The sequence below is a fragment of the Kitasatospora phosalacinea genome (genome assembly GCF_030268885.1).
Lineage (GTDB): Bacteria > Actinomycetota > Actinomycetes > Streptomycetales > Streptomycetaceae > Kitasatospora > Kitasatospora phosalacinea_C.
Map to the genome: position 1 here is coordinate 13,369 of NZ_BSSA01000037.1, position 25,497 is coordinate 38,865.

Here is a 25,497-nt window from a genome sequence, read left to right on the forward strand (position 1 = left end):
GGAGCAGTTCACCGTGACCAGCCCCGATCTGGCCAACGGCCGCTTCTCGCCCGCGAACTGGGCGAACTCGTTCGGCTGCGACGGTGGCAACCAGCCGTTGCGGCTGGAGTGGCACGGCGCCCCGGCCGGGGCGAAGAGCTTCGCCGTCACCATGTTCGACCCGGACGCGCCGACCGGCTCCGGCTTCTGGCACTGGCTGGTGTGGGACGTGCCCGCCACCGCCACCGGCCTGCCGCAGGACCCGTCGGCCGGCGCGGTGGTCGGCGCCAACGCCGCGGGCACGCAGGGCTACTTGGGCCCGTGCCCGCCGGTCGGCGACCGCACCCACCGCTACCGGATCACCGTCTACGCCCTGGACACGCCGAGCCTGGCGCTGCCCGCCGCCACGCCGCCGGCCGTCACCGCGTTCACGATGGGCGGCCACGTCATCGGCTACGCGCAGACCACGGCGCTAGCTGCCCGGTGAACTCGCCCCGGACGGTGGTCAGTTGAGGGTGGTGAGGCGCAGGCCGCCGTCGGACTCCAGGACGGTGCCGGTGAGGTTGCGGTTGGTCGCGGCGAGCACGACCGCCTCGGCGACGTCCTCCGCGGAGGCGATCCGGCGGGTCGGCAACTGGGCGGCGGCCTGGGCGAAGTAGGCCTCCCGGGCGTCCTGCGGCAGGCCGTTCCACCACGGGGTGTCGACCAGCCCGGGGGAGACGGCGTTGATCCGGCGCGGGGCCAACTCCACGGCCAGCGGCCGGATCATCGCCTCCAGGGCCCCGTTCACCGCGGCCAGCCCGGCGGTGCCCGGCATGCCGGTGCGTGCCGAGATCGCGGTGACCAGGGTGACCGATCCGTCCTCGGACAGGTGCGGCAGGGCGGCCTGCACCGTGGTCAACTGCCCCCAGAACTTGGCCTCGAAGGCGCCGCGCAGGGCACCGAGGTCGAGTTCGGCGAACGGCCCCGCGCCCTCGGCGCCGCTCAGGGCGACCACCAGCCAGTCCAGGGTGCCGACGGTGTCCAGGACTTCGGTGATCTGCTCGCGGTCGCCGCCGTCCGCCCGGTGCCCGATCAGCTCCGGGTCGCTCACCGCGAGCGCCTCCAGGCGCTCCTTGCTGCGGCCCGCCACGTGCACCACGGCACCCTGGGCGCGCAGTTGGCGGGCGGTGGCCAGTCCGATGCCGGAAGTGCCGCCGACGACCAGTGCAGTGCGCTCGCTCATGTGTGCTCTCTCCCCAAGCAATCCATCGGTGGGTGTTCGTCGATCCGGCGAGCCACGGGCTCGTAATTTCGAACCGCGACGTCTCGTCTCGAATTAAGGTAGCGTGGTCGCCGTGATCGAGCAAGCGAACCGAGGACCGGCCGAGCCGGCCGACGAGACGTCAACTCCCGTCCGAACCGGGCGCCGACGCAGCGAGGAGAGCCGCCGCGCGATCCTCACCGCCGCGTACGAGCTGCTCGACGAGGCCGGGTACGCCCGCCTCACCGTCGAGGGCATCGCCGCCCGGGCCGGCACCGGCAAGCAGACCCTCTACCGCTGGTGGCCCGGCAAGGCCGACGTCCTGCTCGAGGCCCTCACCGCGCACGCCCGCCAGCACATCCCGCTGCCCGACACCGGCGACCACGCCGCCGACCTGCACGCCTTCCTCGCCGCCACCTTCGCCGCCGCCACCCCGCCCACCGGCGACGCCCTGCGCGCCCTGATGGCCGAGGCCCAGATCGACCCCGCCTTCGGCGAACGCTTCCGCGACACCCTGCTGAACCCCCGCCGCGAAGCGCTCGGCACCCTGCTCGCCCGCGCCCACGCCGCCGACGCCCTCGCCCCCCAGCTCACCCCCGCCACCGCCGTCGACCTCGCCTTCGGCCTCCTGTGGTACCGGCTGCTCGCCACCCGCGAACCCCTCGACGACCGGCTCGCCGCACTCCTCACCCGCACCCTGCTGCGGGCCTGAGCCGCCGGGCGGGCCGCCGCCCGCCGCTCCGCGGGTCGGCCTGCTGGGCGTGGGGCGTCGGGGCGGGGTGCCGGGGCGGGGCGTCGGGGCGGGGTGCCGGGGCAGGGGGTCGAGCCGGGGCGCCGAGGCGGGGCGTCGAGGCAGGGCGTCGGGGCGGGGCGTCGGGGCGGGGCGTCGGGGCGGGGCGTCGGGGCGGGGCGTCGGGGCGGGGCGTCGAGGCAGGGCGTCGAGGCAGGGCGTCGAGGCAGGGCGTCGGGGCGGGAATGTTGCCGGGGGATGTCCACCCGTACCCCGCCCGCACGGGCGTCGAACGGCTGAACGAGCATGGCGGGGTGCCCACCGAAACACCCTCCCGCCCGTCCCCGCCGCCCCGACCCGTCCCGACCGGGCTGCGCCGCCTCACCCGCGGCGCCTTCGCCGACCTCACCCCGCTACGGCAGAGCCCCGACTACCGGCGGCTCTGGTTCGGGCAGACCGTCTCCTCGATCGGCCAGCAGATGACCGCCCTCGCGGTCGGCATCCAGGTCTTCGCCCTCACCGGCTCCACCTTCCTCACCGGCGTGGTCGGCATCTGCTCGCTGGTGCCGCTGGTCGTCTTCGGCCTCTACGGCGGCGCCATCGCCGACCGCGTCGACCGCCGCCGCCTCGGCCTGATCGGCTCCGGCGGCCTCGCCGCCGTCTCCGCCCTGCTCGCCGCCCAGGCCCTGCTCCACCTCGGCTCCGTCGCCCTGCTCTACGTCGCCGTCGCCCTCCAGGGCGGCTTCTTCGCGGTCAGCTCGCCCGCCCGCTCCTCGATGATCCCGCGCCTCGTCCCGCGCGAGCAGCTGCCCGCCGCCAACGCCCTCAACACCATCGGCATGAACCTCGGCCAGACCGTCGGCCCGCTCCTCGGCGGCGTCGCCGTCGCCGCGTACGGCGCGCAGAGCGCCTACCTGATCGACACCGCCGCCTTCGCCGCCACCCTCTACGCGATGTGGCGCCTGCCCGCGATGCGCCCGCAGACCACCACCGGCAAGCGCGCCACCGTCCTCGACGGCCTGCGCTTCCTGCGCAGCCAGCCCAACCTGCGGACCTCCTTCGCCGCCGACCTCGCCGCCATGATCTTCGGCCTCCCGCGCGCCCTCTTCCCCGCGATCGTCCTCCCCTTCTACGGCGGCGACGCCGGCACCGTCGGCCTGCTCGCCGCCGCCCCCGCCGTCGGGGCCCTCGCCGGCGGCCTCTTCTCCGGCTGGATCGGCCGCATCCACCGCCACGGCGTCGCCGTCCTCGCCTCCGTCGCCGCCTGGGGCCTCGCCATCGCCGCCTTCGGCATCGTCCACAACCTGCCGCTCGGCCTGCTCCTGCTCGCCGCGGCGGGCTGCGCCGACACCGTCTCGATGATCTTCCGCAACACGATGATGCAGGTCGCCGCCCCCGACGAGATGCGCGGACGCCTCCAGGGCGTCTTCATCGTCGTCGTCGCCGGCGGCCCCCGCCTCGGCGACTTCGAGTCCGGCACCGTCGCCGCCCTCACCAGCCCCACCGTCTCCATCCTCACCGGCGGCCTCGCCTGCGTCGCCGCCGTCCTCTACCTCGCCGCCCGCCGCCCCGCCTTCCTCCGCTACGACGCCCGCCACCCCACCGCCTGACCACCCCCGACCCCACCCACCCGCCACACCCTCGAAACCTGGCAGCGAGCACCCCCCGACGTGCTGTATTGTTTTCCACGTCGCCGAGAGATCGGGGGCAAGGTCAGAAAGCCGAGGAGCCCGCCAGGGCCACCGGGCGGACGACCACGGGACGTGGCGCAGCTTGGTAGCGCACTTGACTGGGGGTCAAGGGGTCGCAGGTTCAAATCCTGTCGTCCCGACCAGCGTTTACGCAGGTCGGAGGCCGTTCCTATCGGAATGATAGGGGCGGCCTTTTCCATTGGTGGTCGCAATGTGGTCGTGAACGCTCGTTCACGTCGCCCTGCTGAGGGCATCTGCGCAGGTTGAGGGCCCTCGTCTCGGTCGTGGCGGGATGTCTGCTCACCCGGTCGGGCATTCGGGCGTCGTCGATCGAGGGCCGGTCGCCTCTTCGGTGCGGAAATGGGCCCGGATCCGCGGGAAAATGGCATGCCGAAAGTACCTGCGGCGTCAGGTGTTTGACGGACCGCACGTTTGTCGGGTGCAGCTGTGGGCGGGGTGGCCGGTCGTCCGGTCCCGCCGGTTGTGAACGGCTCGGCCTGCCGGGCCGGCCGCGGCGCTGAGGTGGTCAGGCCGCGTGGCTGAAGAGCGGGTTCGGCAGGGGCCTGCTGTCGGCGGGGGCGTCGGTGCCGTACTGGGCGCGGGCTTCGACGAGGTGCAGCCTTGCCTCGATGGTGTTCACCGCGGCCATGGCGACCTCCCAGGTGAGGTGGCTGTAGATGTTCGCGGTGGTGGAGAGGGTGGAGTGCCGCAGGGTCTTGGAGATGACGGCCATGGAGACGTTGCCCTCCAGCGCGATGGTGGCGGCCAGGTGGCGCAGGTCGTGGATGGTGACGTGGGGGAGTCCCGCCTGCTTGCGCAGTTCGTGGAACCGCCGGCGGACCGCGGCTGGGTGGAGGGGCTTGCCGTGGGCGTCCTGGAAGACGTGACCGTTGGCGGTGGCGGTGCTGCGGTCCATGGCGCGCTGGAGGGCGGCGGCGACACGCTCCGACAGGGGCACCCAGTTGCGGCTCTTCTTCGTCTTCGGCGCGGTCAGGACGAGTTCGTGGTTGTCGACCGCGGACAGCGTGTGGCGGATGAACATGACGCGGTCCTCGATGCGGACGCACTGGCGTTGGAGCCCGAGTGCCTCCCCCTTGCGCAGACCGGTGCCGACGATCACCTCGAACAGGTCGGCGAAGGCGGGGTCGACGTCGCGGCAGTGTGCGAGGAAGGTGACGGCCTGCTCCGCGCTCCAGGGCACTCGCTCGTCGGCGCGGGGTCGGCGCATGGGCAGGGGCTGGGCGGCGTTGAAGGGCAGGCGGTGGGTGCGCACGGCGCTGCCCAGGGCGCTGGAGAGCGTGGCCAGGCAGTGGTAGACGGCCTGGCGGCCGCGGCCGGCTTCGAGCTGTTCGTGGGTGTAGGCGGCGATGTGGTCGTGGGCGAGTTCCTCCAGGCGCAGCTTGCCGAACACGGGGATCAACTCGCCGAGCACGTAGGCGCGGTAGCGGGCGTAGGTGGTGGGCTTGAGCAGGAACTCCATGCCCTTGAGCCACTTGGTGAGGTAGGCGGCCACCGTCTCGTGCGGGTCGGCGTCGAACCCCAGCCGACGGCCTTCGAGGAAGCGCCGCAGCGCCGACTCGGCGGCGAAGGCGTCCTCGAAGCCGCCGCGGCGCACGGTACGTCGGCGGCCGTTGAAGGACGGGATGTCGACGGCGAAGGTCCACGTGCCGTGCCTGTCGTCGGCAAGACGCGGGCATCCGGCGCCGAGCTGGCGGCGGTCCGCGTCCCGGCATCCGCACCGACGGTAGACCCGGCCCCGTCGCCGTCCTGAACTGCGCATTCTCGTCTGCCTCCTGCGGTCCTGACTTCCTGGTCAGCCCGCGAGGCTACCGATCCCGCATCCTGCTGGACCGCTGCGACCACCATGCGATCACCAACGCGAGATTGCGGCTCTGACCTGCGGATTTCGGTGAGGACCCGCACCTGGGCGGAGCGGGCGTGGTGCTCGCTATGTTGATCGCAGGGCGGCCTCCACTGCCTTCGACAGCTGGTTACGCAGTGGCCCGCTCGTGATGAGGGTGACGGCGTCGGCCAGGGCCAGCAGAGCGTCCCGCAGCAGGCGGCCCTGGTCGGTCATAGTTGCGCAGAAAGCCCTGCGCCGGAGAAGGAGCCGTGTCGACCACCTGGGCCCTGTAATGGCGGTGAGGGAAAACGCCCAGCAGGCGTGGAGAAATCCGAATGCGTGAAGTATTATATTCCGCCACTGCGAATAGAGGGAAGGGTTCTCCGAAAATGACACCGATGCCGCATTCGGGGCATCGGTGAACCAATGGTGTCCTGCCTCGTGAATGAGGTCTCGCGCGAGAACCTCCGGGGAGTCCACGTGGTCGGTGAACACCGTGCCGGGAAGGCGCGTGATGCTCCAGCTGAAAAGGGTGTCGCGCATTTCGCGTCGTTCGAGGAGGCAGATGATCGGCGCGTGCTCGTCCAGCAGGTCACCGAAGCCGTGTTTGTGGGAGGAGTCCAACGCTGCTGCGAGGAGTGCGTGCTTGTCGGGTGCTGCGGGCGAGGTCTGCGGGTTGATCAGGTAGTAGGCGGTGTCCGAGAGCGGTGACTGCAGGAGCTGCTCGTGGGGCGGGTTGAGGAGCAGGTGGGCTGCGCCGGTGGTGTCTGTGGCGGTGAGGTAGGCGAGATCGCGCAGTTCGGTGCGCCGGTACCAGGAGAGCAGTTCGGTGTCGCGGTTGTGGGCGGCCTGTTCTGCTCCTTCGAGCAGGTGGTGGGCTACCGCGTGAGTGATGGCGGGCCCTGTCGGGTCCTGGCCGGTGAGGCTGCTGCCGAGGACCTCGGCGATGCGCCAGCATGTTGCGGGTCTGGGCCATGTCGGCGGCGGACTCCAGGTCGTGCCCGGCGACGTCGCCGATGACCAGGGCACAGGTGCCGTCGGGGAGCATCAGGGCCTCGTACCAGTCGCCGCCGACCTGCTTCGGGGTGGTGGCGGGCCGGTAGATCGCCGCGAGGCCGAAGGGTGCCGCATCGGGCAGGCCGGGAAGCAGGAGGCGCTGGAAACGCTCAGCGTTGGCGCGAACCTGCTGGTGGAGGCGGGCGTTCTCGGCGGCGAGGCCGGCCGCCCCGGCGAGTGCCACGAGGATGTCCTGGTCGTGGTCGTCGAAGGGCCGGCCGTCGCGGCGCTCGTAGAGGTACAGGTTGCCGTAGAGGCGTTCGCGGCCGGTGAGCGCCACCCTCGGCAGGGTCCGCATCGGCGGATGGCCCGGTGGGAAGCCCGTCGCGTCCGGGTGGTCGCCGATGTCCGCGACGCGCAGCGGTTCGGGGTGATCTATGAGGTGCGCCAGGAGTCCGCGCCCCTGCGGGGGCGCTACCCCGGACAGGGCTGCGACCTGCTGCTCGCTCAGCCCGACGGGGATGAACTCCTCCAGGCGTTCGCCGTCCTCGCTGAGTACGCCGAGCGCGCCATAGCGGGCAGGGACTTGGACCTGCCCGTGGTCATCACCCGGCGGAGCACCACGGGCAGGTCCCAGGTCCCTGCCCACCGCCGTCACCGCGTCCAGCAGGTCCGGGAAACGGTGCTGGGTGTGGGCCAGGTCCCGCAGGTGCCCGACGATCCGGTCCGTCTCGTCGTCGATCAGGCGGCTGCGGTCCGAAGCGCCCGCCTGCCCGGTTCCGTCCTCCTCCGGATCCACCGGTTCACCTTCGATCCCTCTGCCGGACGACCGTGCGTTCGACGCGCGGCACGATGGGACGTGTGCCGGGCGGCGCCGGATCCGGTTGAACGGCCAGCGCCCTCGTTAGGCCGCCCGCCGGCGCCGGTGACCAGGAACCGGTACCGGCGCGCCGCTTCGGTACGAGTACGCAGCCACGCCGCTGAGGCGGGACCGCAGGGCGATCTCCAGCCGGGCGTGGCGGGCCCGGCGGGCGATCCGTTGCGCACCTGCCGCGGGTGGGGAGATCCCGGACCGCACTGTCATCCCTTGTGCGACGAACCGCCTGACTCCTTGAGCTCATCGGATGCCTCTCGCGGCGCAGTGCCCGGGTCAGCTCCCTTCGGGGAGGCGGGGAGTGGGGCGGCCGTTGATGTTCGGGTCGGCGTTCGACGCACCGGCCGCCGTGTCTTTCGTCGAAGCTGTCGAGGCGGCCGTCGGCACCGCGGAGTGCTGGAGGGAGTGCAGGACGGCCAGTGCCTGGCTGACGATGCCGGCCGCGATCTGGTTCACGCCTTCGGTGCCGTTCAGGACGGTCAGGTCGGCGCCGGCCATCCCCCGGGCCGCTGCGTCGGCCAGCGTCGGGAGGTTCTCCACGATCCGGTTGGCCGCGATCAGCTCCTGGTTGCCGTCCCGCAGTGACGCCGCACGGGCAGCGTTGGCGTCCGCCTGGGCCTGGGACAGGGTCCGTTCGGTGTAGGCGCCGGCGTCGGCCTCGAACTTCACCCGGTCCCGGTCCGCCTCGGCGAGCGTCCGCTTCCGGTAGGCCTCGGCGTCGGCCGGCCGCCGCACCTCGGCTTCCAACCGCTGCGCCGTGAGCGCCGCATTGCGTTCTGCGAGTGCGGTCCGTTCCTCGGTGACCTCCTGGGTGGCCCGGGCCTCGGCCAGCGGCCCGGCCTGTGCGGCGCGTGCCTTGGACTGTTCGGTCTCCGCGAGGAAACCGGCCCGCTTGATCGCGGTGTCCCGCTCGTACTCGGCCTTGAGCGCGGCGGCCTGCTGCTCCCGTTCGCTGGCCTCCTGGTCGGCCTTGGCCTGGGCGATCCGGGCCTGACTGGCCACTGCCGCCGCGTGCGGCGCCGCGAGGTTGTCGATGTAGCCGGTGGCGTCCTCGATCTCCTGGATCTGCAGGGCGTCCACCACGATGCCGAGTTTCTCCATCTCACCGTGACTGCCTGCCACCACCTCCTGGGCGACGCGGCTGCGCTCCCGGATGATCTGTTCCACCGTCAGCCCACCGATGATGGAACGCAGGTGGCCCGCGAAGATCCGGCCGACCAGTTCCTGCATCTGGTTCTGCTCGGACAGGAAGCGCCTGGCAGCGTTGGCGATCGACACGGCGTCGTCGCCGACCTTGAAGACGCACACCGCGCGGACGGTGAGCCGGATGCCCTGCTGGGTGACGCAGTCCTCGGCGATCTCCGACTCCTGCAGGGCCAGGGACAGCATGCGGGCCTTCTGCTTGACGGGGACGACGAAGCTTCCGTGGCCGGTGACGATCCGGAACTGGGTGTCCTGCGACTGCCGCCTGGAGCCGGAGATGAGCATGGCCTCGTTGGGTGCCGGCACGTGCCAGAAAAGCATGGGGAACCACCTCACGTGCGAGGGATGCGAGGGCTGCCGCGCTCAGGGCGGCAGCGGCTCGACGAGCACCGACCGGGCGGAGATCGTGTCGGTCACGACCACCCTGGTGTTGACCGCGAGCGGCCGGGTGGACCAAGCCGCGAACACCTCCGACCCGCCGCGCAGGCCGACCAGCACCTCGCCCGGCCCTTCGGCCGGTACCGGCACCGTTATTTTTCCGACGGCTCCGACCGGGCTCTGGCAGGAGTCGTCAAACGGGTGCATGGCACCTCGTGCCCTGCGGCACGACGGCGCGGCGGGCGACTCGAGCGCGAATCATCACGGCGGCACCTCTCCTGGAGGCACCGGGCCCCCGGTCGGGTCCTTCGGCGGGATGTCCGCAAGCAACTCGTACGGCGCGGCCACCCCGGTCACTCCACAGTACTCCTGCCGCAGGAGATGGGCGTTCACGAGGCACCCAGCCCGGATCAGGCCCGGCGGCCACGGCCCGGAGCCGATCGGGCCCGGCTCGGAGGCTGGCGCGGGCACCGTCCGGATCGGCGGATCTCCGGACCACCTCCCGGCGTCGACACCGTCGTCGAGGGAGCGGCCGGGCACTGCACGGCCGGACGTCCCCGCTGCCCGGCTGTGATGGAGCACGCTGGTTTGCGGGTGGCTGGTAACTGAGTGCTGGTCAGGAGAGCGGGGACGCATGCTGATTTGCAAGTTTGGAGCAAGATGGTTGACGAACCCGAGGGAGTTTTCGTCACTGTGTGCGACGTTGCTCGGGTCGCGATCAGCCTGGTGCCGTCACCGTGTTCGAACCGATCGGCGGTCTCCAGTCGCACTCGCTTCCGGTGCGGTTGTTCCTGGACGGTGAACCCGCTTCGCTGCACGTATCGCGTACTGATGCCGTAGTGCAGGGATCAAGGTCTGTCAGCGTCTCCTGCAAGGAGAGTTCGGCCTGAGTAACCATGCACGATCGTAGGGAGATCCAGAGAGGAAGCCGGTGAAGGTCCGTACCCGGCAGGCGCGTTCGGAGAGGCCCGCAGGGTGGCTGTCGTGCTGTCAGCCCTCGTTCACCGCCGCGGGGGTGGTGGCTGGGCCGGGGACGTTCCACTTCTCCTCGATCCGCGCGAACCTCCACACGGCGAGTGCGATGAGCCAGGTGGCGACGAACAGGCCGACGATCGCGAAGCCGACGGTGTTGAGGTCGATTCGGGAGATCCAGTCCCAGAAGGGCCCGTGCAGGGCGAGTTTGTCGGCGAGGAGGCCGAGCAGTTCGATGGTGCCGATGAGGAGGGCGACGGCGATCGACAGGCCGGTGACGGTCAGGTTGTAGTAGATCTTGCGGGCGGGTTTGGAGAACGCCCAGCCGTAGGCGAAGTTCATGAACGAGCCGTCGATGGTGTCCAGCAGGCACATGCCGGCGGCGAACAGCACGGGCAGGCACAGGATGGCGTACCACGGCAGGCCGGACGCGGCTCCGGAGCCGGCGAGGACGAGCAGGGCGATCTCGGTGGCGGTGTCGAAGCCGAGTCCGAAGAGCATGCCCAGCGGGTACATGTGCCACGGTTTGCTGACCGAGTTCGTCACGCGTCCGAGCAGTCGGTTCATCAGGCCGCGCTTGTCGAGCTGCTCTTCCAGTGCGGCTTCGTCTAGGTGGCCGGCGCGCATCTGGCGGAACACCTTCCACAAACCGACGAGGATGACGAGGTTCACGATCGCGATCAGGTATAGGAAGGCTCCGGAGACGGCGGTGCCGATCAGGGCGGTGACCTGGTGGAGGGCGGAGCCGTCGTTCCGGAGGGGGCCGGCCAGGGCTTTGACGCCGAGCGAGAGCAGGACGGCGAGGGCGAAGACGATGGACGAGTGCCCGAGGGAGAACCAGAAGCCAACCGACAGGGGTCTCTTTCGCTGTTCCATGAGCTTGCGGGTGGTGTTGTCGATGGCGGCGATGTGGTCGGCGTCGAAGGCGTGGCGCATGCCGAGGGTGTAGGCGGTGACGCCGATCCCGATGCCGAAGGTCTTGGTGCCCAGGGCGTGGTGCTCAGGGGCGACGACGGCGACCAGGGTGACCCAGCCGATGACGTGCAGGGCGGCGATGAACGCGCCCATCGTGCCCAGTCGCCGCCACTCCTGACGGGTGATCGGGATCTTCGCGGGTGCGGCGGCCCGGGACGGGGGGAGGGGTGCGGACGAGGAGGCCACGGGCGTCCTTCCGGCGTGGGGCGAGCGTCCGCTCGGGTGCGTTCGACTCGTACTTGCACTATCACCGCAGAAAGGGGGTCTGTCAGGGGGCGCGCCGGGGGCGCGTGAGAGTGCGTAGTCGGCGTCCGGTCCACCGGAGGAGCGGGGGTGGCGGGCTCCGGCTCCGGCCCAGGCGGGCCCCGGTGGCGGGGTTGCCCCGTGCGGGTGATCCCCCGGCAGGTCGGGGTGGTAGCTGTTCCCCGTGGGGCGGGCGGGCGCGAAGGTGGTTGCGGGGCACCTCGCCTCGTTCCCTCTCCCACCGGGCCCGTCGGCCGTGGACCGCCCGGCCGTGTTCCTGGAGGCCCGCGTGCAGGCAGCACGATTCCTTGTCAGAGCGGGCGCCGTCGCGTCGGCGGCCCTGTGCCTGATGGCCCTCGGCGCGCCCGCTGCCGGTGCCCACCCGTTGGGCAACTTCTCCCTCAACCACTACCTCGGCCTCACCGTCCGGCCGGCATCCGTCGAGGCGCTCGCGGTCACCGACGCCGCCGAGATCCCCACCCTCCAGGAGCAGCCGAAGGTCGACCGGAACGGGGACGGCACCGCAGACGACACCGAGCGCGCGGCCTGGGCCACCGAGCAGTGCGGCCTGACGGCACAGCACCTGAAGGTGACGCCCGGTCAGGCCGCCCAACCGCTGGCCTGGCGGGTCGGCTCGGCACAGTTCCGCTACGAGGACGGTTCCGCCGGTCTGCGCACCAGCCGCCTGGAGTGCGTGCTCCACGCCGACCTGTACCTGCCCGCCGGAGGGAGCCCGATCCGGGCGGATACCGGGAGCGACCCGGCCCGGGTGGGGTGGAACGAGATCACCGCCCGCGGCGACGGTGTCACATTGGAGGGCTCCGACGTTCCCGCCGAGTCGGTCTCCAAGGAACTGCGGGACTACCCGCGGGAGCTGCTGGACAGCCCCAGCGGCGTCACCCGTGCTCAGTTCCGGGCCAGGCCCGGCGGCGGCGCCGTGCCCGCGGGTGCGGCGGCCGTCCGGGCGGACGGCTCCGGGCCGACGGCCTGGCTGGCCGGTCTGGACGCCCGCCTCGCCGGCATCGGTGCCGCTGAGCGGCTGACCGTGCCGCTGGGTCTGCTCGCGGTCCTGCTGTCGATCGTGCTCGGCGCCGGACACGCGCTGCTGCCCGGGCACGGCAAGACCGTGATGGCCGCCTACCTCGCGGGGCGGCGCGGCCGGACCCGCGACGCCGTCACCGTCGGAGCGACCGTCACGGTGACCCACACCGCCGGGGTCATCGTCATCGGCCTGTGCCTGACCACCTTCTCCTCGCTGGCCGGAGACGTGCTGCTGGGCTGGCTGGGCGTCCTCAGCGGGGCGCTGGTCGCCGTCGTCGGAGCGGGGCTGCTGCGCGACGCCGTCCGCCGTTCCCGCCACGCCCGCGCGCACGCACACCTCCCGCACCCCCAGCCGGGCTCCGACGACGCCGATGCCAGGGAGCTCGCCCACGCCGCCGCCCACGCCGCGGGCACCCCGCACGACCACGACCACGACCCGCACCCCGCGTCGGACGACCACCGCACCGGCCCCGACCCGCACCACGGCCACCCGCACCACCACGATCACGGTCACCCGCACGATCACGGCCACGGGCACCACCACGACCACGACCACGGCCATCCGCACGTCCACGGCCGGGCCGGTGAACTGGCGCACGGTCACCACGGCCACCGCCACGGGCTGTTCGGCGGCCACCACCGGCACGACCCCGCCCCGACGAGCCGGCGCAACCTGATCGGCCTCGGGATCGCCGGCGGCCTGGTGCCCAGCCCGTCCGCCCTGGTGGTGCTGCTCGGCGCGGTCGCGCTGGGCCGGACGCTGTTCGGTGCGGCCCTGGTGGTCGCCTACGGCGTGGGCATGGCCGCCACCCTCACCGCCGTCGGCCTGCTCCTGGTCCGGATGGGCGACCGGCTCGCCGCGGTGCAGGACGGACCGCTCGCCCGGCGCGTCCGCCGGATCGCGCCGTACAGCGCCCTGATCACCGCGGCGCTGATCCTGGCCGTCGGGCTGGGACTGGTCGTCCGCAGCCTGCCCGCCACCCTGTGAACGCCCGCACCCACCGGAGGACGACCGCCGTGGACACCCGCCGCACCCGCCCGCTCCTGCTCCTCGCCACCGCCGCCGCGCTGCTCACGGGCTGCGGCGGCGGAGGATCGGACGGGAGCTTCGACGCCCAGCCCGGCACACCGTCGCCGACCTGCCTCCGGCACCAGGCGCAGCAGCCGGGCAGCCGGTACACCGGCGGGGAGCGGTCCGATCCGACGGCCGTGCTGGAGATGATGCGCTTCTACACCGCCAACGCCACCAAGGCGTACTGCGACGGCCGACCGCCCACCGACACCGATCGTCGTTGGACGGGGCTGTACACCGACCTCGGCGGCGACCCGGGGCACGTGGCGGTGCCCCGGGCGAAGTAGCTGGTGGCCGACCGCTCCCGTCCGCCGCGGTTCAGTGCCCGGTGGAGAGTTCGGCCAGGGCTGCTCGTGCGGCGGGGGCGTGCAGCGGGTGGAAGTCGGGGTCGGTCGCCAGGGCCGTTCCGAGTTCGGTGCGGGCCTCGTCGTCGCGACCGAGTGCGCGCAGGATCACGCCGCGGTGGTAGTGGAAGAGGGCGTTGCGGGTGCCCAGCGCGAGCGCCTGGTCGGACTCCGACAGGGCGTCCGCGTCGCGGCCGGCCGTGTGCAGGGCCCAGGCGTAGGCGTCGTGGGTGTCCAGGAACGGGCGGGTGCGCAGGCCCTGTTCGGCGATGGCGACGGCGGTGTTCGGATCGCCGTGGTCGGCCTCGAAGAGAGCGGCGTCCGCGTCGAGGGCGACGCCGTTGTCGGTGAACAGCTTCCACTCGCCGCGCAGCACCCGGTACTGCTGCTCGGCCTCCTCGGTGCGGCCCAGCGACTGGAGCAGCTCGCCGAGTTCGAGGACGTACTCGGGCTGCGGCACCTGGGCGGTGGCGCGGCGGAGGTCGGCGACGGCCTCGTCGGTGTTGCCGAGTGCGGCCTCGGCGCGGCCCTTGGCCTCCAGCAGCGAGGCGGTGCCGGGTGCGGTGCGCAGGCCCGCTTCGGCCCGGGCGAGCGCGGTCTTCGCGTCCCCGGCGCCCAGGGCGAGCAGGCTGAGGTGGTAGAGGGCGAAGGCGCGGTCGGCGGCGGTGTTGGCGTCGTCCAGGGCGCGCTGCATGGTGGCGGTGGCGGCGGCGGTGTCTCCGCGCAGCTCCCAGGTGTAGGAGGCGCGGGCCAGTGAGGGGGTGCCCGGTTTGAGGTCGACCATGCGCTGGACGGCGTCGAACGCCTCGGGGTAGCGGCCGAGTTGGGTGTAGGCGTCGGCCAGGGTGCCGTGGAGGGTGGAGTTGTCGGGGTTGATCGCGACGGCCTTCTGCGACCAGTCGAGGGCTGCGGTGAAGTCGTGGCGGGCTGCGGTGAGGGCGGCCATCGCGGCCATCGCGGTGAAGTTCTCGGCGGGGTCGGCGGCCAGGGAGCGGGTCAGGACCTCCTCCGCCTTCGGGTAGTACGACGGATCGGCGGTGATCCTGGCCTGCTGGACGTAGGCCAGGCCCAGGGAGGCCATCGCGAGGGCGTCGCCCGGGGTCTGCTTCAGGTGGTCCTGCAGGCCGCGGATGTCCGCGGCCAGGCCGGTGTCCGCACTGTCCTGCCCGATGCTCCGCTCCTGCCCGGCGGGGGCTTCGCCGCCCTGTGGGGTGAGGCCGAGGCCCCCGGCGAGGAACAGGCCCACGCCGAGGGCGGTGGCGACGGCGGCGGGAAGCAGGCGGCGGCGTCGGTTCACTGCGGTACTCCAGGCGGTCGTGGGCGGGACGGAATCTATGCGGTCGGGGTGTCGTTGCCACGGGCCGGTGGCGCGGCGAACACCACCAGATTGGCGTCGTAGGCGTGCTGTGCGCGGTCGTAGCTGCCGCCGCAGGTGATCAGGCGCAGGCTCGGTCCGGCGGTGTTCCCGAAGACCTGTTCGGCGGGGAAGTCCTGCTTGTCGTAGCTGCGCAGGGCCTGGACGGTGAAGGAGGAGGTCGTTCCGTCCACCGCTTGCACCTCGATGGTGTCGCCGGGGCGCAGGACGGACAGGCCCGCGAAGACCGCGGGGCCGGTGCGGGAGTCGACGTGGCCGACGATGACGGCGGTGCCGGGGCCGCCCGGGGCGGGTCCCTGGCTCCACCAGCCCGCCACGTCCGGGTCCGCAGGGGCGGCGAGGTGGCCGTCGTCCTGCACCTGGAGGTCGCCTAGGGCGGTGTCGACACCGATGCGGGGGATGCGGAGCCGGGCGGGCGGGGCGACCGGCGCGCGGTCGGAGCCGCCCTCCGGCGCGGTCGGTGCCGCACCGTGGACGGTGGCGGGCAGCTCGCCGACGTCGGCGACCCGCGTGGGGGCGGGCGCGGCCGGTCGGTCGGTGACGGCCGCCGCGCCGAGCCCGGCCAGCGCGAGCCCCGCCGCCACGGCACCCGCTCCCACCAGGCGACGGGGCCCGGCCGTCCGCAGCGCAGCACCCGCACGCGCCGCGCCGGCACCTGTCCGGGCGGTGGTGTCCTTCGCCCGGGCGAAGGACACCACCAGGGCGGCTACGAGCCGGGCGCGCACGAGGGCCGGCCGGCCGCTCGCGGGGAGCGGCCGGCCGGCCCGTTCGGGCAGTTTCACGAGCGGGCGGAGCGGCGGCGCAGCGCCATGACGCCCGCGGCCGACAGCAGCGTGCCTCCGGCCATCGCGGCCGCGCCGGCGATCGGGAAGCCACCGAGGGCGAGGCCGCCGAAGCCCGCCTCGACGGAGCCGCCGGGGTTGTCGGAGACGGCCTGGTTGACGGCGGCGGTGTTGGGCAGTGCCACGTAGGGGAAGTGGTGGCCGAAGGCGTGGTCGTTGGCGTTCACGCCGTCACCGGCGGCCAGGGCCGGAACGAGGGTGCCGGTCTGGGCGGCGCCCTCGGCGGCCTGCAGGGTGATGTCGACGACGTCGTCGGCCAGGCGACGGCCGTTCGGGAAGCCCGCGAGGTCGCCCGCGAGCACGCCGAGCCGGTTCGGCGCCGCCGCAGGGGCGACACCCATGTTCAGGCGCAGCTCCTCGGAGGGCACGAAGGCGTCCTTCTTGACGTCCTTGTTGAGCAGCTGCGAGTTCAGGTCCGCCTGCACGGGGCCGCACGCCTTGCAGACGCCGGTCAGGAAGATCTCGACGAGGTCGTTGCGCGGCGCTGCCGGGGCGGGGATGCCGTAGATGCTCTGGACGAGCTTGGGCACGATCGGGTCTTTGACCTTGTCGACCACGGGGGTGACGGTGTGGTCCTTGTCCGGGGTCAGGGCGTTGAAGGCGTCCTTGTACTTGATCGGGACGACGACCTCGTTGACGAGCGGGTTGCCGAGCCGGGAGACCTGCCGCCAGTCGCCCTCGGCCTTGCCCTCGCCGCCCTTGTCGCCGCCGGGCTTGCCCTCGCCACCCTTGTCGGTGACGACGGCGCCCTTGCGGTCGGTGGTCGACCACACGCCGATGACCGGGTTGCGCTCCGCGTCGCCCTTCAGGGCCAGGGCCGTCTTCGGCACCTGGAGGGCGATGGTGTTGACGTTGTAGCCGGTCAGGGTGTCGTGGCCGGACTCCTTGAGGTTCCCGCCGTAGAGCAGGTCGAAGACCCGCAGGTCGAGGAAGAACGGGTCGTCGGCCTGTCCGGCGAAGCTCTGCCCGCCCTCGGGGAGTTCGGTGACGGCCTGCTTGCGCAGCGAGCCGTAGTCGGGCATCGACGCCTTGCCGACGTTCGACGGCGCGACGGGCGCGTCCTTGAGCAGGACCTTGCACTTCCCGTCCGGGCCGGTGACCGTGAGGGTGTAGGTCTGGCGGAAGTTCAGCGTCGGGTCGTCCAGGGACTTCACCACGCCGGTGTTGTAGAGGAACTGGTTGGCGTCGTCGCGGTAGTGGTTGGCGAAGGTCCAGGTGTAGGTGGTGTCGGGCTTGCCGTCGCCGTCACTGTCGATCTTGATGTTGTAGCGGGCGTCGTCGGCGAACGGGTAGAAGTTCGGGCCGCCGTTGGGCTCCTCGAACGGGATCCAGTTCGCCACCAGGGTGACGGTGTCGGGCTTGTCCGGGCTGACGAACGCGTACACGTCCGTGTTGTCGGCCCGCGGGTCGCCCGCGATCAGCGGGGCCTCCCGGTGGCTGGAGGCGTGGCCCACGCCGGGGGCGAGGCCGGCGAGGGCGCCGGCGGCGGCGAGGGCCAGCACCCCGAGGCCCGCCATGGGCTTCTCGGAACGGCGGGCGAGGGACGACAGCTTCAGGGACGGCGGACGCTGCATGGCCTGTCTTTCGTGAGAGAGGAGCCGGATCACACCGCGCGGCCCGATCGGGCACAGCGCGCCAAGCCGCCGGTTCCGGTGGTCGACGGCACGGGGGCGGACCTGATCACGCATCAACTACTCACAGGTGTAAGCCCGAGATAAGACGAACACAGCTCCCGCCCACCCGCCCCCTCGGCTACGCCCACGGGGAAGGCGACTCCACCCGTGCGGTCCAGTGGGAACAGTCCGTCCGACGTCCGGAACAGGCGTCGGCCCGTGGAAGCGGCGCCGCCCCCGGCCGGGGCGGTCGGGGTTTGCCGGGGCGGCATGTGGACATGCGCGGGGCGGTGCCGGATCTGGTTGAGCAGACAGCCCGCGCCGGGGCCGCTGGTCGGTACCGGGTGTCCTGTCCGGTACCGACCGGCGGGCGGGGGGTTCTTCAGGTGTCCGTCCCGGGGGTGCGGGTCAGGGCGTCGCGGAGGGTGGGGCGGGTGGGCAGGACGGTGTCCATCTCGGTGATCTCCAGCACCCTGCGGGCCGGCGCGGAGGGCTGAGCGAGCAGCAGGGCGGCGTGGGTGCGGCGGGCGGCGCGGTGGGCCTCGAACAGCAGGTGGAGGGTGGCGGTGTCGCAGAACCGCACGGCGGACAGGTCGACCACCAGGCGTCGCGGGCGGCGGGCGAGCGCGCGGGCCAGAGCGTGCTCCAGTTCGGGCACCCGGTCGTGGTCGAGGTCCCCGGCGGGGCGGAGCACCACCGTCGCGCCGGGCAGGTCGGTCATGGTGATCCGCAGGCCGGGCTCGTGGCGGTGGCTGCGGGTGCGGGGGTGGGCGGGCACGGGGCGGCCTCCGTTCGGGTCCGCGCGGCAGGGGGCTGGGCTGGCGGTCGGGCGGTCGGCCGAACCGGGTGTCGGCCGGGGCCGGGCGGTCGCCGCTGCCGCGGCGGCGGGTTGCGCCGCACCGGCCGCGGTGGGGGCGCCGTGGCGGCCGCCGCGGGTCAAGCGGTCCGGCGTGGTGGCGCTCAGGTCGCGCGGTTCGGCCGGCTCGGCGTGCGCGGCGGTGGTGAGCGCCTGCCGGGTGGAGCTGTCGGCGGCGGGGGCCGGCGCGTCGATCGGCTCAGGGGTGTTCGCGGTGTTCATGGTCACCACCGGGAAGGGGGCCGTCGGTACCGGTCGCGGAGTCGAGGTCGGCGAACAGGGCGAGCAGTCCGGCGATCTCGTGGCGGGACTCCGCCGGGTGGCGGAAGAAGGTGTGCCGGGCCACCCGGTAGTGGTTGCGGCGCCCATTGCGGGTGCGGGTGAGGTAGCCGGTGTCCTCCAGGTCGGTGAGGATGCCCTGCACCGCCCGCTCGGTCACCTCGCACGCCCTCGCCACGTCGCGGACCCGGACCTGCGGGTCGCGCGAGACCATCAGCAGGACCCGCGCGTGCTGGGTCAGGAACGTCCAGCCCGTGCGCGGTCCGGGTGCGTCCGCCACACCACAAGTATGAACCCGGATTCCGGTTTCCCCGGTCCGGTTTCCCCGGGGCAGGGGCCTGGCAGCGCCCGGCGGCCGCGGTCACGGGCCCTTCCCCGAGGTGTGGTGGACGGCGGCCCGGGTATCCGCGGGGCACCACACGATCCGTCCGCGGGGCGACCCATGCGAAACGATTCGGACCCGGAACCGCCGCGCCGTCGCCTGTCGTTCCCCGCCCGCACCGAGGCACCGGTCGGGCCCGCCCTGGACTTCACCCGCCGGGCCCTGGCCGCGTGGCACCTGTGGGAGCCGCCGCCCGATCGGCCCCACCTGGCAGACGACACCCTCCTCGTGGTCGGCGAGTTGCTGTCCAACGCCTGCGACCACGGCGGCGGACCGCGCTACCTCGAACTCGAACGCCGTCCCGGTGCCGTCCGCGTCACGGTCGGCGACCGCAACCGCGTCCTGCCCCGGCGCCGCCCCACCGGGCCGGGGGCGCCCCACGGCTTCGGCACCGTCGTCCTCGACCGGCTCACCACGCGATGGGGGGCGGTGGCGGGGCAGGGTGGGAAGTCCGTGTGGGCGGAGCTGGCGACCGGGTAGCCGTGGCCGGGGGCGGGCCCGGCCGGTCTCGGGCGTAATGGAAGGGACGGCGGACGCGGGGGCCGGGGCGGTTCAGGAGGCAGGCATGGCGGTGAGCGGCGGCGGCGGACGGCGGCGCGGCGGGGGAGCGGAGCGGCCCGCGGGGTCCGGGGAGCACCTGCTGGAGGTGCTGCTCGACCGGGCCCGGGAGCTCGCGCCGGCGCTGATCGCCCCGCTGGTCGCCGAGGCGGTGGCCGGGCTGGGCGGCCGGGAGCCGGCGCTGCTGCTGCAGGACTACGGCCAGTCGGTGCTGGTCCCGCTGTCCGGCGGCGGTCTGGCCGGGGGCCCGCCGCTGCCGATCGTCGGTTCTGCGGCCGGTGAGGCGTTCCTGCGGGGCACCGCGGTGGAGGTGCCGCAGGACGACGGGGCGCGGGTGTACCTGCCGCTGCTGGACGGCGGGGACGAGGCGGGGGTGCTGGCCTTCACCCTGGACGCGGTCGGCGACGGCGACCGGCTGCCGCTGCGGCGGCTGTCGGCCCTGGTGGCGGACCTGCTGATCACCAGGAGCGGCTACACCGACCTGGTCTTCCGGGCCCGGCGGCTGGAGCCGATGAGCGTGGCCGCCGAGATCCAGTGGTCGCTGCTGCCGCCGCTGTCGATGTCCGTGCCCCGGGTCGCGGTGGCGGGCATCCTGGAGCCCGCCTACCAGGTGGCCGGCGACAGCTTCGACTACGCGCTCGACGACGACGTGCTGCACGTCGCCACCCTGGACGCGATGGGCCACGGCCTGGACGCGGCCACCATGGCGACGGTGGCCGTCGGCGCGTACCGGCACGCCCGCCGCGCGGGCGTCGGACTCGCCGGGATCTACGCCTGCATGGACCGGGCCGTCGCCGAGCAGTTCGGCCCCGACCACTTCGTCACGGCGCAGATGATGCGGCTCGACACCGCCACCGGCCACCTCCAGTGGGTCAACGCCGGCCACCCGAAACCGCTGCTGATCCGCGGCGGCGCGGTCGTCGGACGGCTGGAGAGCGCCACCACGCTGCCGGTCGGGTTCGGCGGCGAGCAGCCGGTGGTCAGCGAGCGGGAGCTCCGGCACGGGGACCGGGTGCTGTGCTTCACCGACGGGCTGGTCGAGGAACGGGGCGCGGGCGGCGAGCAGTTCGGCGAGGAGCAGCTGATCGACTGGGTCGACCGCATCGAGCGCACCGGCTCCGGCGTGCGGGCCACGGTGCGCGCCCTCTCGCACGCGCTGAAGGCCCGCCGGGGCGGGCGCACCAGCGACGACGCCACGCTGTTCCTGATCGAGTGGCGCTGAGCGGCCCGACCGCTTCTCCCGGCGCCGCCGGTCCGGCGGCAACCCGCCTCAGCCGAGCAGGAGTTCGGCCGCCGGTGTGTGGTTGCCCGTCGCCGAGGCCCCGGTCATCGCGGCCGCGGCGGTGGCGGGCGGGGTGTCCGGAGGCACCACCAGGAGCAGGAAGTGGTCCTGGAAGCCCCGGGTGACGCTGATCGTGGCGTCGCTGCCGTCGAACCAGTTGATCCTGACCATCACGCCGCCGACCACGACGGACCGCGGCACGCCGTCCCAGGCCAAGGTGTCCAGGCCGACCCGGACGATCCGGCCCAGGTGGGCGCCCAACGCGGTCACCAGGTCCGGGAGTTCGGCGAGGAGGTGGGTGCTGCGGGGCCACCAGGCGCCGTCGAAGACACCCTCCCGGGACAGGGTCGGCTCCAGGGTGAGGCGCGGCAGCAGGGGAGAGCCGGGCACCGACCACGGGCCGGGGGAGGAAGGGATGGGAAGGGGGATCGGCATCACGGCTGGCCGCCCGTCCGGTCCGTTGCGGGACCACTCATGACCCAGGGCGACGTCGGCGCGGGTGCCGGTGTGCGGGATGTCCTCGGCTGTACTCCCCACGCTACTCCGCGCCCCGTCCGGCCGGGCCCCGGTCGGCGCCCCGCGACTCCCGCTCCGGACGGGAGTAGCCTCGAAGGCATCCAGGGCATCCCGTATCCCGGTAACCGTTCCGGCCTCGTTCTGGGTGAACGAAAGCCCGGCAGCCGCACGCGCGCGGGCCGCCGGAGAGGAAGCGGTGAGCCCCGTGACCGCCACCGAACGCCCCGGCCTCCCGCTGCGGCACCGCCGCGGCCTCACTGTCGCCGACGCGATGGAGCCGTGGACGCACCAGATCGCCGACGACAGCACCGTCGACCGCGCGAACGACGTCCTGCGCGGCTCCGGCGCCGAGTACCTGCTGGTCCGCGACCACGACGGCCGCTGCGAGGGCGTCGTCACCCGGACCGGGCTGCGCTCCGCCCCGGCCCGTCCCCGGCACACCGAGCACACCGGTCGGAGCACGGTCGGCGCCACCGCCCACCAGCGCGGCCCGTTCGCCTGGCCGACCCTGGGGCTGGCCCTCGCCGCCGTGGCCATGCGGGTCAGGCGCCTGACCGTCTGGCCCGTGGTCGACGAGGACGGCTATCCCCTCGGCGTCCTCACCGCGGACCGGGCCGCGTTCCTGCTCGCCGCGCCGGGCGGAGGGGCGGAGGGGTGAGCCCGGCGTTGCGGCCCGATCCCCTCCCGGCGCGGCGGAGCTGACGCACCGTCCGGCTACCGTTGCGCCGTCCAGTAGGCGGCGCGCTGCCGTCGCGGAACCGCCCGCCGACCAGCCCCGCGAGTCCGATCGAAGCGTGCGGTCGCCGCCACCGACCCGCCGGGGCGCGGCCGCGGCCCCTCCCGGCGGACCGGTTCCCGTGCGAGCACGTCGCTCGCGGTCCGGGTGTTGCACGGGTCGGACGCCTCTGCCATGAACCGGTCGGCGTCGACCGGGTCCGTCTGCGGGGGGACGACCAGCAGGTCCAGCCGCCGACCGTACGAGCAGAGCATGACCATGTGCTTGTCCTGCTCGGTGGTGTACCAGCCCGCGTGGACGACGTGGCCGGCCACCGGGATCCGGTGCGGGACCACCGGCCACTGTGCGGGATTCACGGTGATCCGGGTGACCCGCCCCCACCGCGCGTCCAAGGCGGCTGCCAGCGATGGAAGTTCGCGCAGGAGATCGTTCGACCGGGGCCACCAGGCACCGTCCAGCCGGCCCGGCTTCCGCCGGTCGGGGGCGAGCAGGAGCCGCAGGGGGCGGCCGGGAACGGTGGGTGCGGCGCGATCGGGGATCGCCTTCATGGTCGGAGACCCGCCTCCGGGCCCGGCTGCACCGGATCCGGGATCAGTCGTTCGCCGGAGACGGGGCCGGTGTCCGGTGCCGGTCCACGGAGTGCCCTCGGTGCCGACCAGCCTACTCCGGGCCCCGCCCCGGCAATACGTCCCCCGGCCGGGAGGAGGAGGGCGGGTCGGGGGAGGGCGGAGAGTAGGCTGGACATCACCGAAGGCACTTCGCATGCCGGCACCGGATACTGGCGTCGTCTCCGGCGAACGGCGATGCCGGGTCCGAGCCCTCGGGCCGGTCCCGGAGACAGGTCCTCAGTCATGACCACGACATTCGATCGTGCCGCGGCGGCACCCGCCGCCCTGGAATCCGTCCCGCGGCTCTCCCTGGCCCCCGGCGGTGTCCGGCCCGGCCGCCTGGACGGAGCCTGGTGGCCCCGCTCGCGCGACCTCCTCCTCGAACTCCCCTCCCTGGCCGCCGAACTCGACGCGCGGTGGGGCCGGGTCACCCGGATCACCGTCAACCCCGCGCAGTGGCCCGTCGTCCCCCGGCGCGTCCCGGTCACCGGGCACACCGTCCACGTGGGCTGGTACACCACCGAGCAGGACGAGCACATGATCATGGTGTGCTCGTACGCCCCGCGCCGACTGGACCTGCTGGTCGTCCCGCCGGGGACGGACAGCGCCGACGCCGCCCGGCTGATGGCCGAGGCCGCCGACCCGGCGAACACCCGGACCGCGAGCGAACTGCTCGCCGCGGGCGGCGGCGGGGCGCGCCCCGAGCCCGGTTCCGGGTTCCTGCCGTCGTCCGTCGCACCTCCCCGCGGCACCGGCGCGGCCGACCGGCGGGCGGACACCGCCCGGAGCCGGGCCGCCTCCTGGCCCGCGTCGGCGTCGGCGTAGACGGCCGACGGGAGCCGCGCCGCGGGCGCGGCGGGTCGGTCCGGTTCCGGTCCGGGGCCGCCGAACCGCTCCGGTCTCCTCCGGGAGGCCGGAGCGGCGGGCGTGTCCGCGCGGCGCGGGGGCGGGGCGTTCGAGTGGAGACGGGGTGCCCGGCCCCGGTGGGCCGGGCACCCCGTCGGTGCGGGAGTGGTGCCGCGCGTCACCAGTAGTGGCGGCGTCCGGCGACCTCGTGGCCGAGCGCGCCCGCGACCACCAGGCCGAGGCCGACGACGGCGAGGATGATGCCGATGGTCCACAGGACCGGGATGCCGGCCAGGAAGCCGATGGCGAGGAGGATGACTCCGAGGATGATCATGGTGACCTTCGTTCCTGTTCCCCCCGGGTGGTGCGGTGCTCCGCGGTGCGGAGTCGGTGCTGCTCCTTTCGGTGGTGCGCCCGTCGTGGCGGCCGGCGGTCGGCGCGCGGGCCGGGGCCGGTCCTCGCGGCGGGTCAGGGTCCTCCGGGGGTGAGGCCGGAGAGGAGGATGTCGAGGCCGCGTTCGAGTTCGGCGGCCCCGTCGTAGGAGGCGAGTTCGGCCGCGAGGCCGCGCAGGAGGGGGAACTCGCGGAGCGGGAGGCGGTACAGGCCCAGGCGGAGCAGGTCGTCGGTCTCGTCGGGGTTGTCGACGAGTTCCTGCAGTTCGTTCAGGACGTGGCCGTGCAGGAGCCCGGTCAGCGAGCGGTAGGCGTGCAGGGCGGCGGCGCCCGTGAAGCCCGCCCCGGTCAGGAGGGCCAGGACGTCCTCGAGGGGGCGCAGGGTGCCGGCGGGGCGCAGGGCGAGGGGGGTGGCCAGGGGGCGGGTCACCAGGAGGGGGACGGCGTTGGGGTGGTCGAGCGCCAGTTGCCGGTAGCTGCGGGCGAAGGCGCGCAGCTGGCCGGCCCAGTCGGGGTCGCCGGGATCGACGCTCAGCCGGCGCAGGAGCGTGTCGGCGACGCCGTCGAGGAGGGCCGCCTTGTTGGGGGCGTGGCGGTACAGGCTCATCGGGTCGTGGCCCAGGGCGCGGGCCAGGCGCCGCATCGACAGCTTCTCGACGCCGTCGCGGTCGACGATCTCCAGCGCGCAGGCCAGCATGCGCTCCAGGTCGAGCCGCTCCGCGAAGGGCGCTCCGGCGTCCCGGTCGGACGCGCGGGTCGGGGTGACTGCCATGTCGGAGCCTCCTCGTCGTGCCGGAGTAGTGCCGGATCGTGCCGGGCGTGAGCACCGGTGACGCAAAGTTCGTAGTCATACGGTGTAGACACCAGTGTAGTCCCGGCGTTGACTGTAGGCATACGACGTAGACCCGTTGGGAGCACGTCATGATCGTCCTTCTCGGACTCCTCCTCCTGGTCGCCGCGGCCGCCGTCGCGGTGGCGGGGATCCTCGGCAACACCGGCAGCGCGCACGAACTCAACGGCGCCTTCTCGGTGTTCGGCCACCACATGACCGGCTCCACCGGGATGCTCTTCCTCTGGGGCATCGTGGTCGGAGCCGTCGCCGTACTCGGCCTCGCCCTCCTTCTGGCCGGCCTCCGCCGCCGCCGCGCGGCCGCCCGGCGCGGACGGCGGCACTCTCACCACGAGGCGGCGGACGCCCGCGCCCACGACCGCGCCCCCGCCGGACGGCGCGACGACGCCCGCACCGGCGCGGCGGCGGCCGACGGGTACCGCGACGACTTCGCCCGGCGGCGCGAGACCCCGGACAGGACTCCCGGCCACGCCCGGGAGCAGACCGCGGGCACCCGGACCGGCCCGATGCCGCAGGACCCCGGACCCGCGGCCGACGACGGAAACCGCGGGTCGCGGCTGCTGTGACCGCTCCCGACGGCCGTGCGGACGGCACGGGCGCAGCTGCCGCGCCGCCTGCGGACGGTGTTCCGGGAGCGGCCCGGCCGCCCGGGCGATGCGGGCGCCGGAGCGGCTCCGGGCCGCGTGCGGCACGACGCGGGTGCGCTGTCCGATCCCGGCGTCCGGTCCTTCTGCCGCGCGCCGTGCTCTCCGCCTGCCCCCGCCCGCAGGCGGTCGGG

The 25,497-nt window shown here is 73.6% G+C and carries 26 protein-coding genes and 1 tRNA gene; 11 read left to right on the forward strand and 16 right to left on the reverse strand.

The genetic code is table 11. From position 1 onward, the window contains the following. The first annotated feature begins 13 nt into the window (after positions 1-13). The gene (locus QSK52_RS34420) at positions 14-466 is read left to right on the forward strand and encodes a YbhB/YbcL family Raf kinase inhibitor-like protein (RefSeq protein WP_285740187.1); all 453 of its coding nucleotides are present in this window, start codon (positions 14-16) and stop codon (positions 464-466) included. Positions 467-484: 18 nt separating this feature from the next. On the opposite strand, the gene QSK52_RS34425 is transcribed toward QSK52_RS34420, so the two are convergent. Next, positions 485-1,204 (reverse strand): SDR family oxidoreductase, encoded by a 720-nt coding sequence (locus QSK52_RS34425; RefSeq protein ID WP_285740188.1) that lies wholly within the window; start codon positions 1,202-1,204, stop codon positions 485-487. Positions 1,205-1,316: 112 nt separating this feature from the next. On the opposite strand from QSK52_RS34425, the gene QSK52_RS34430 reads away from it, so the two are divergent. The 3 genes from QSK52_RS34430 to QSK52_RS34440 all read left to right on the forward strand — a co-directional run bounded on the left by QSK52_RS34430 (position 1,317) and on the right by QSK52_RS34440 (position 3,786). Then, a complete protein-coding gene (locus tag QSK52_RS34430) occupies positions 1,317-1,934 on the forward strand; it encodes a TetR/AcrR family transcriptional regulator (RefSeq protein WP_285740189.1) in 618 nt (205 codons plus the stop codon). Between the two features lie 332 nt (positions 1,935-2,266). Continuing rightward, positions 2,267-3,562, forward strand: coding sequence for an MFS transporter (locus QSK52_RS34435; RefSeq protein WP_285740190.1), 1,296 nt, complete (start codon positions 2,267-2,269; stop codon positions 3,560-3,562). A gap of 147 nt (positions 3,563-3,709) precedes the next feature. After that, positions 3,710-3,786 (forward strand) — tRNA-Pro (locus tag QSK52_RS34440). A 383-nt stretch (positions 3,787-4,169) separates the two neighbouring features. Here QSK52_RS34440 and QSK52_RS34445 read toward each other — a convergent pair. From QSK52_RS34445 to QSK52_RS34470, 6 genes are all read right to left on the reverse strand, one after another. Further along, the gene (locus tag QSK52_RS34445; protein ID WP_285740191.1) at positions 4,170-5,423 is read right to left on the reverse strand and encodes a tyrosine-type recombinase/integrase; all 1,254 of its coding nucleotides are present in this window, start codon (positions 5,421-5,423) and stop codon (positions 4,170-4,172) included. 168 nt (positions 5,424-5,591) lie between these two features. After that, complete coding sequence (locus tag QSK52_RS39740) at positions 5,592-6,110, reverse strand: hypothetical protein (RefSeq protein ID WP_435053436.1); 519 nt, start codon at positions 6,108-6,110, stop codon at positions 5,592-5,594. Beyond that, entirely contained in the window at positions 6,079-7,281 is a 1,203-nt protein-coding gene (locus QSK52_RS39745; RefSeq protein WP_435053437.1) for a PP2C family protein-serine/threonine phosphatase, read from the reverse strand. Before QSK52_RS39745 ends, QSK52_RS39740 begins: the two co-directional genes overlap by 32 nt. Positions 7,282-7,632: 351 nt before the next feature. Beyond that, positions 7,633-8,880 carry an SPFH domain-containing protein gene (locus QSK52_RS34460; protein WP_285740192.1) on the reverse strand — a complete coding sequence of 416 codons (1,248 nt, stop codon included), beginning with the start codon at positions 8,878-8,880 and terminating at the stop codon, positions 7,633-7,635. Between the two features lie 42 nt (positions 8,881-8,922). Next, the gene (locus QSK52_RS34465) at positions 8,923-9,144 is read right to left on the reverse strand and encodes a hypothetical protein (RefSeq protein ID WP_285740193.1); all 222 of its coding nucleotides are present in this window, start codon (positions 9,142-9,144) and stop codon (positions 8,923-8,925) included. Between the two features lie 783 nt (positions 9,145-9,927). Beyond that, positions 9,928-11,010, reverse strand: a complete 1,083-nt coding sequence (locus tag QSK52_RS34470) for a HoxN/HupN/NixA family nickel/cobalt transporter (RefSeq protein WP_435053440.1) — start codon at positions 11,008-11,010, stop codon at positions 9,928-9,930. Positions 11,011-11,416: 406 nt separating this feature from the next. Between QSK52_RS34470 and QSK52_RS34475 the strand changes: the two genes are divergently transcribed. Both QSK52_RS34475 and QSK52_RS34480 read left to right on the forward strand, forming a co-directional pair. Beyond that, positions 11,417-13,156 carry a nickel/cobalt transporter gene (locus tag QSK52_RS34475; protein ID WP_285740194.1) on the forward strand — a complete coding sequence of 580 codons (1,740 nt, stop codon included), beginning with the start codon at positions 11,417-11,419 and terminating at the stop codon, positions 13,154-13,156. A 29-nt stretch (positions 13,157-13,185) separates the two neighbouring features. Next, the gene (locus QSK52_RS34480) at positions 13,186-13,527 is read left to right on the forward strand and encodes a hypothetical protein (RefSeq protein ID WP_285740195.1); all 342 of its coding nucleotides are present in this window, start codon (positions 13,186-13,188) and stop codon (positions 13,525-13,527) included. A gap of 31 nt (positions 13,528-13,558) precedes the next feature. Here the strand turns inward: QSK52_RS34480 and QSK52_RS34485 are convergent, their stop codons facing one another. The 5 genes from QSK52_RS34485 to QSK52_RS34505 all read right to left on the reverse strand — a co-directional run bounded on the left by QSK52_RS34485 (position 13,559) and on the right by QSK52_RS34505 (position 18,829). Next, on the reverse strand, positions 13,559-14,881 hold the full coding sequence (locus QSK52_RS34485; RefSeq protein WP_285740196.1) for a tetratricopeptide repeat protein: 1,323 nt from the start codon (positions 14,879-14,881) through the stop codon (positions 13,559-13,561). Positions 14,882-14,916: 35 nt separating this feature from the next. Beyond that, positions 14,917-15,543 carry a class F sortase gene (locus QSK52_RS34490; protein WP_285740197.1) on the reverse strand — a complete coding sequence of 209 codons (627 nt, stop codon included), beginning with the start codon at positions 15,541-15,543 and terminating at the stop codon, positions 14,917-14,919. 194 nt (positions 15,544-15,737) lie between these two features. Beyond that, the gene (locus QSK52_RS34495; RefSeq protein ID WP_030463384.1) at positions 15,738-17,375 is read right to left on the reverse strand and encodes a DUF4331 domain-containing protein; all 1,638 of its coding nucleotides are present in this window, start codon (positions 17,373-17,375) and stop codon (positions 15,738-15,740) included. A gap of 421 nt (positions 17,376-17,796) precedes the next feature. Further along, complete coding sequence (locus tag QSK52_RS34500; protein ID WP_285740198.1) at positions 17,797-18,492, reverse strand: STAS domain-containing protein; 696 nt, start codon at positions 18,490-18,492, stop codon at positions 17,797-17,799. Further along, positions 18,470-18,829, reverse strand: coding sequence for a helix-turn-helix transcriptional regulator (locus QSK52_RS34505; protein WP_285740199.1), 360 nt, complete (start codon positions 18,827-18,829; stop codon positions 18,470-18,472). The genes QSK52_RS34500 and QSK52_RS34505 overlap by 23 nt, the downstream gene beginning before the upstream one ends. Before the next feature lie 162 nt (positions 18,830-18,991). Between QSK52_RS34505 and QSK52_RS34510 the strand changes: the two genes are divergently transcribed. Together QSK52_RS34510 and QSK52_RS34515 are read left to right on the forward strand one after the other, a co-directional pair. Beyond that, positions 18,992-19,411 carry an ATP-binding protein gene (locus tag QSK52_RS34510; RefSeq protein ID WP_285740200.1) on the forward strand — a complete coding sequence of 140 codons (420 nt, stop codon included), beginning with the start codon at positions 18,992-18,994 and terminating at the stop codon, positions 19,409-19,411. Positions 19,412-19,496: 85 nt separating this feature from the next. Continuing rightward, a complete protein-coding gene (locus QSK52_RS34515; RefSeq protein ID WP_285740201.1) occupies positions 19,497-20,711 on the forward strand; it encodes a PP2C family protein-serine/threonine phosphatase in 1,215 nt (404 codons plus the stop codon). A 48-nt stretch (positions 20,712-20,759) separates the two neighbouring features. Here QSK52_RS34515 and QSK52_RS34520 read toward each other — a convergent pair whose 3' ends face one another. Beyond that, on the reverse strand, positions 20,760-21,308 hold the full coding sequence (locus QSK52_RS34520; RefSeq protein WP_157852544.1) for a DUF5994 family protein: 549 nt from the start codon (positions 21,306-21,308) through the stop codon (positions 20,760-20,762). Between the two features lie 184 nt (positions 21,309-21,492). On the opposite strand from QSK52_RS34520, the gene QSK52_RS34525 reads away from it, so the two are divergent. Beyond that, positions 21,493-21,945, forward strand: coding sequence for a CBS domain-containing protein (locus QSK52_RS34525; RefSeq protein WP_285740202.1), 453 nt, complete (start codon positions 21,493-21,495; stop codon positions 21,943-21,945). Between the two features lie 56 nt (positions 21,946-22,001). Here QSK52_RS34525 and QSK52_RS39585 read toward each other — a convergent pair whose 3' ends face one another. Beyond that, positions 22,002-22,787 carry a DUF5994 family protein gene (locus QSK52_RS39585; RefSeq protein WP_352230347.1) on the reverse strand — a complete coding sequence of 262 codons (786 nt, stop codon included), beginning with the start codon at positions 22,785-22,787 and terminating at the stop codon, positions 22,002-22,004. A gap of 87 nt (positions 22,788-22,874) precedes the next feature. Here QSK52_RS39585 and QSK52_RS34535 point away from each other — a divergent pair, with 87 nt between their 5' ends. Then, positions 22,875-23,456 carry a DUF5994 family protein gene (locus QSK52_RS34535; RefSeq protein WP_285740203.1) on the forward strand — a complete coding sequence of 194 codons (582 nt, stop codon included), beginning with the start codon at positions 22,875-22,877 and terminating at the stop codon, positions 23,454-23,456. 199 nt (positions 23,457-23,655) lie between these two features. Here the strand turns inward: QSK52_RS34535 and QSK52_RS34540 are convergent, their stop codons facing one another. Continuing rightward, on the reverse strand, positions 23,656-23,811 hold the full coding sequence (locus QSK52_RS34540) for a DUF6131 family protein (protein ID WP_198545077.1): 156 nt from the start codon (positions 23,809-23,811) through the stop codon (positions 23,656-23,658). Positions 23,812-23,945: 134 nt separating this feature from the next. Then, entirely contained in the window at positions 23,946-24,641 is a 696-nt protein-coding gene (locus QSK52_RS34545; RefSeq protein WP_285740204.1) for a TetR/AcrR family transcriptional regulator C-terminal domain-containing protein, read from the reverse strand. Positions 24,642-24,790: 149 nt separating this feature from the next. On the opposite strand from QSK52_RS34545, the gene QSK52_RS34550 reads away from it, so the two are divergent. Then, a complete protein-coding gene (locus QSK52_RS34550) occupies positions 24,791-25,285 on the forward strand; it encodes a hypothetical protein (RefSeq protein WP_285740205.1) in 495 nt (164 codons plus the stop codon). Positions 25,286-25,497: the final 212 nt, after the last annotated feature.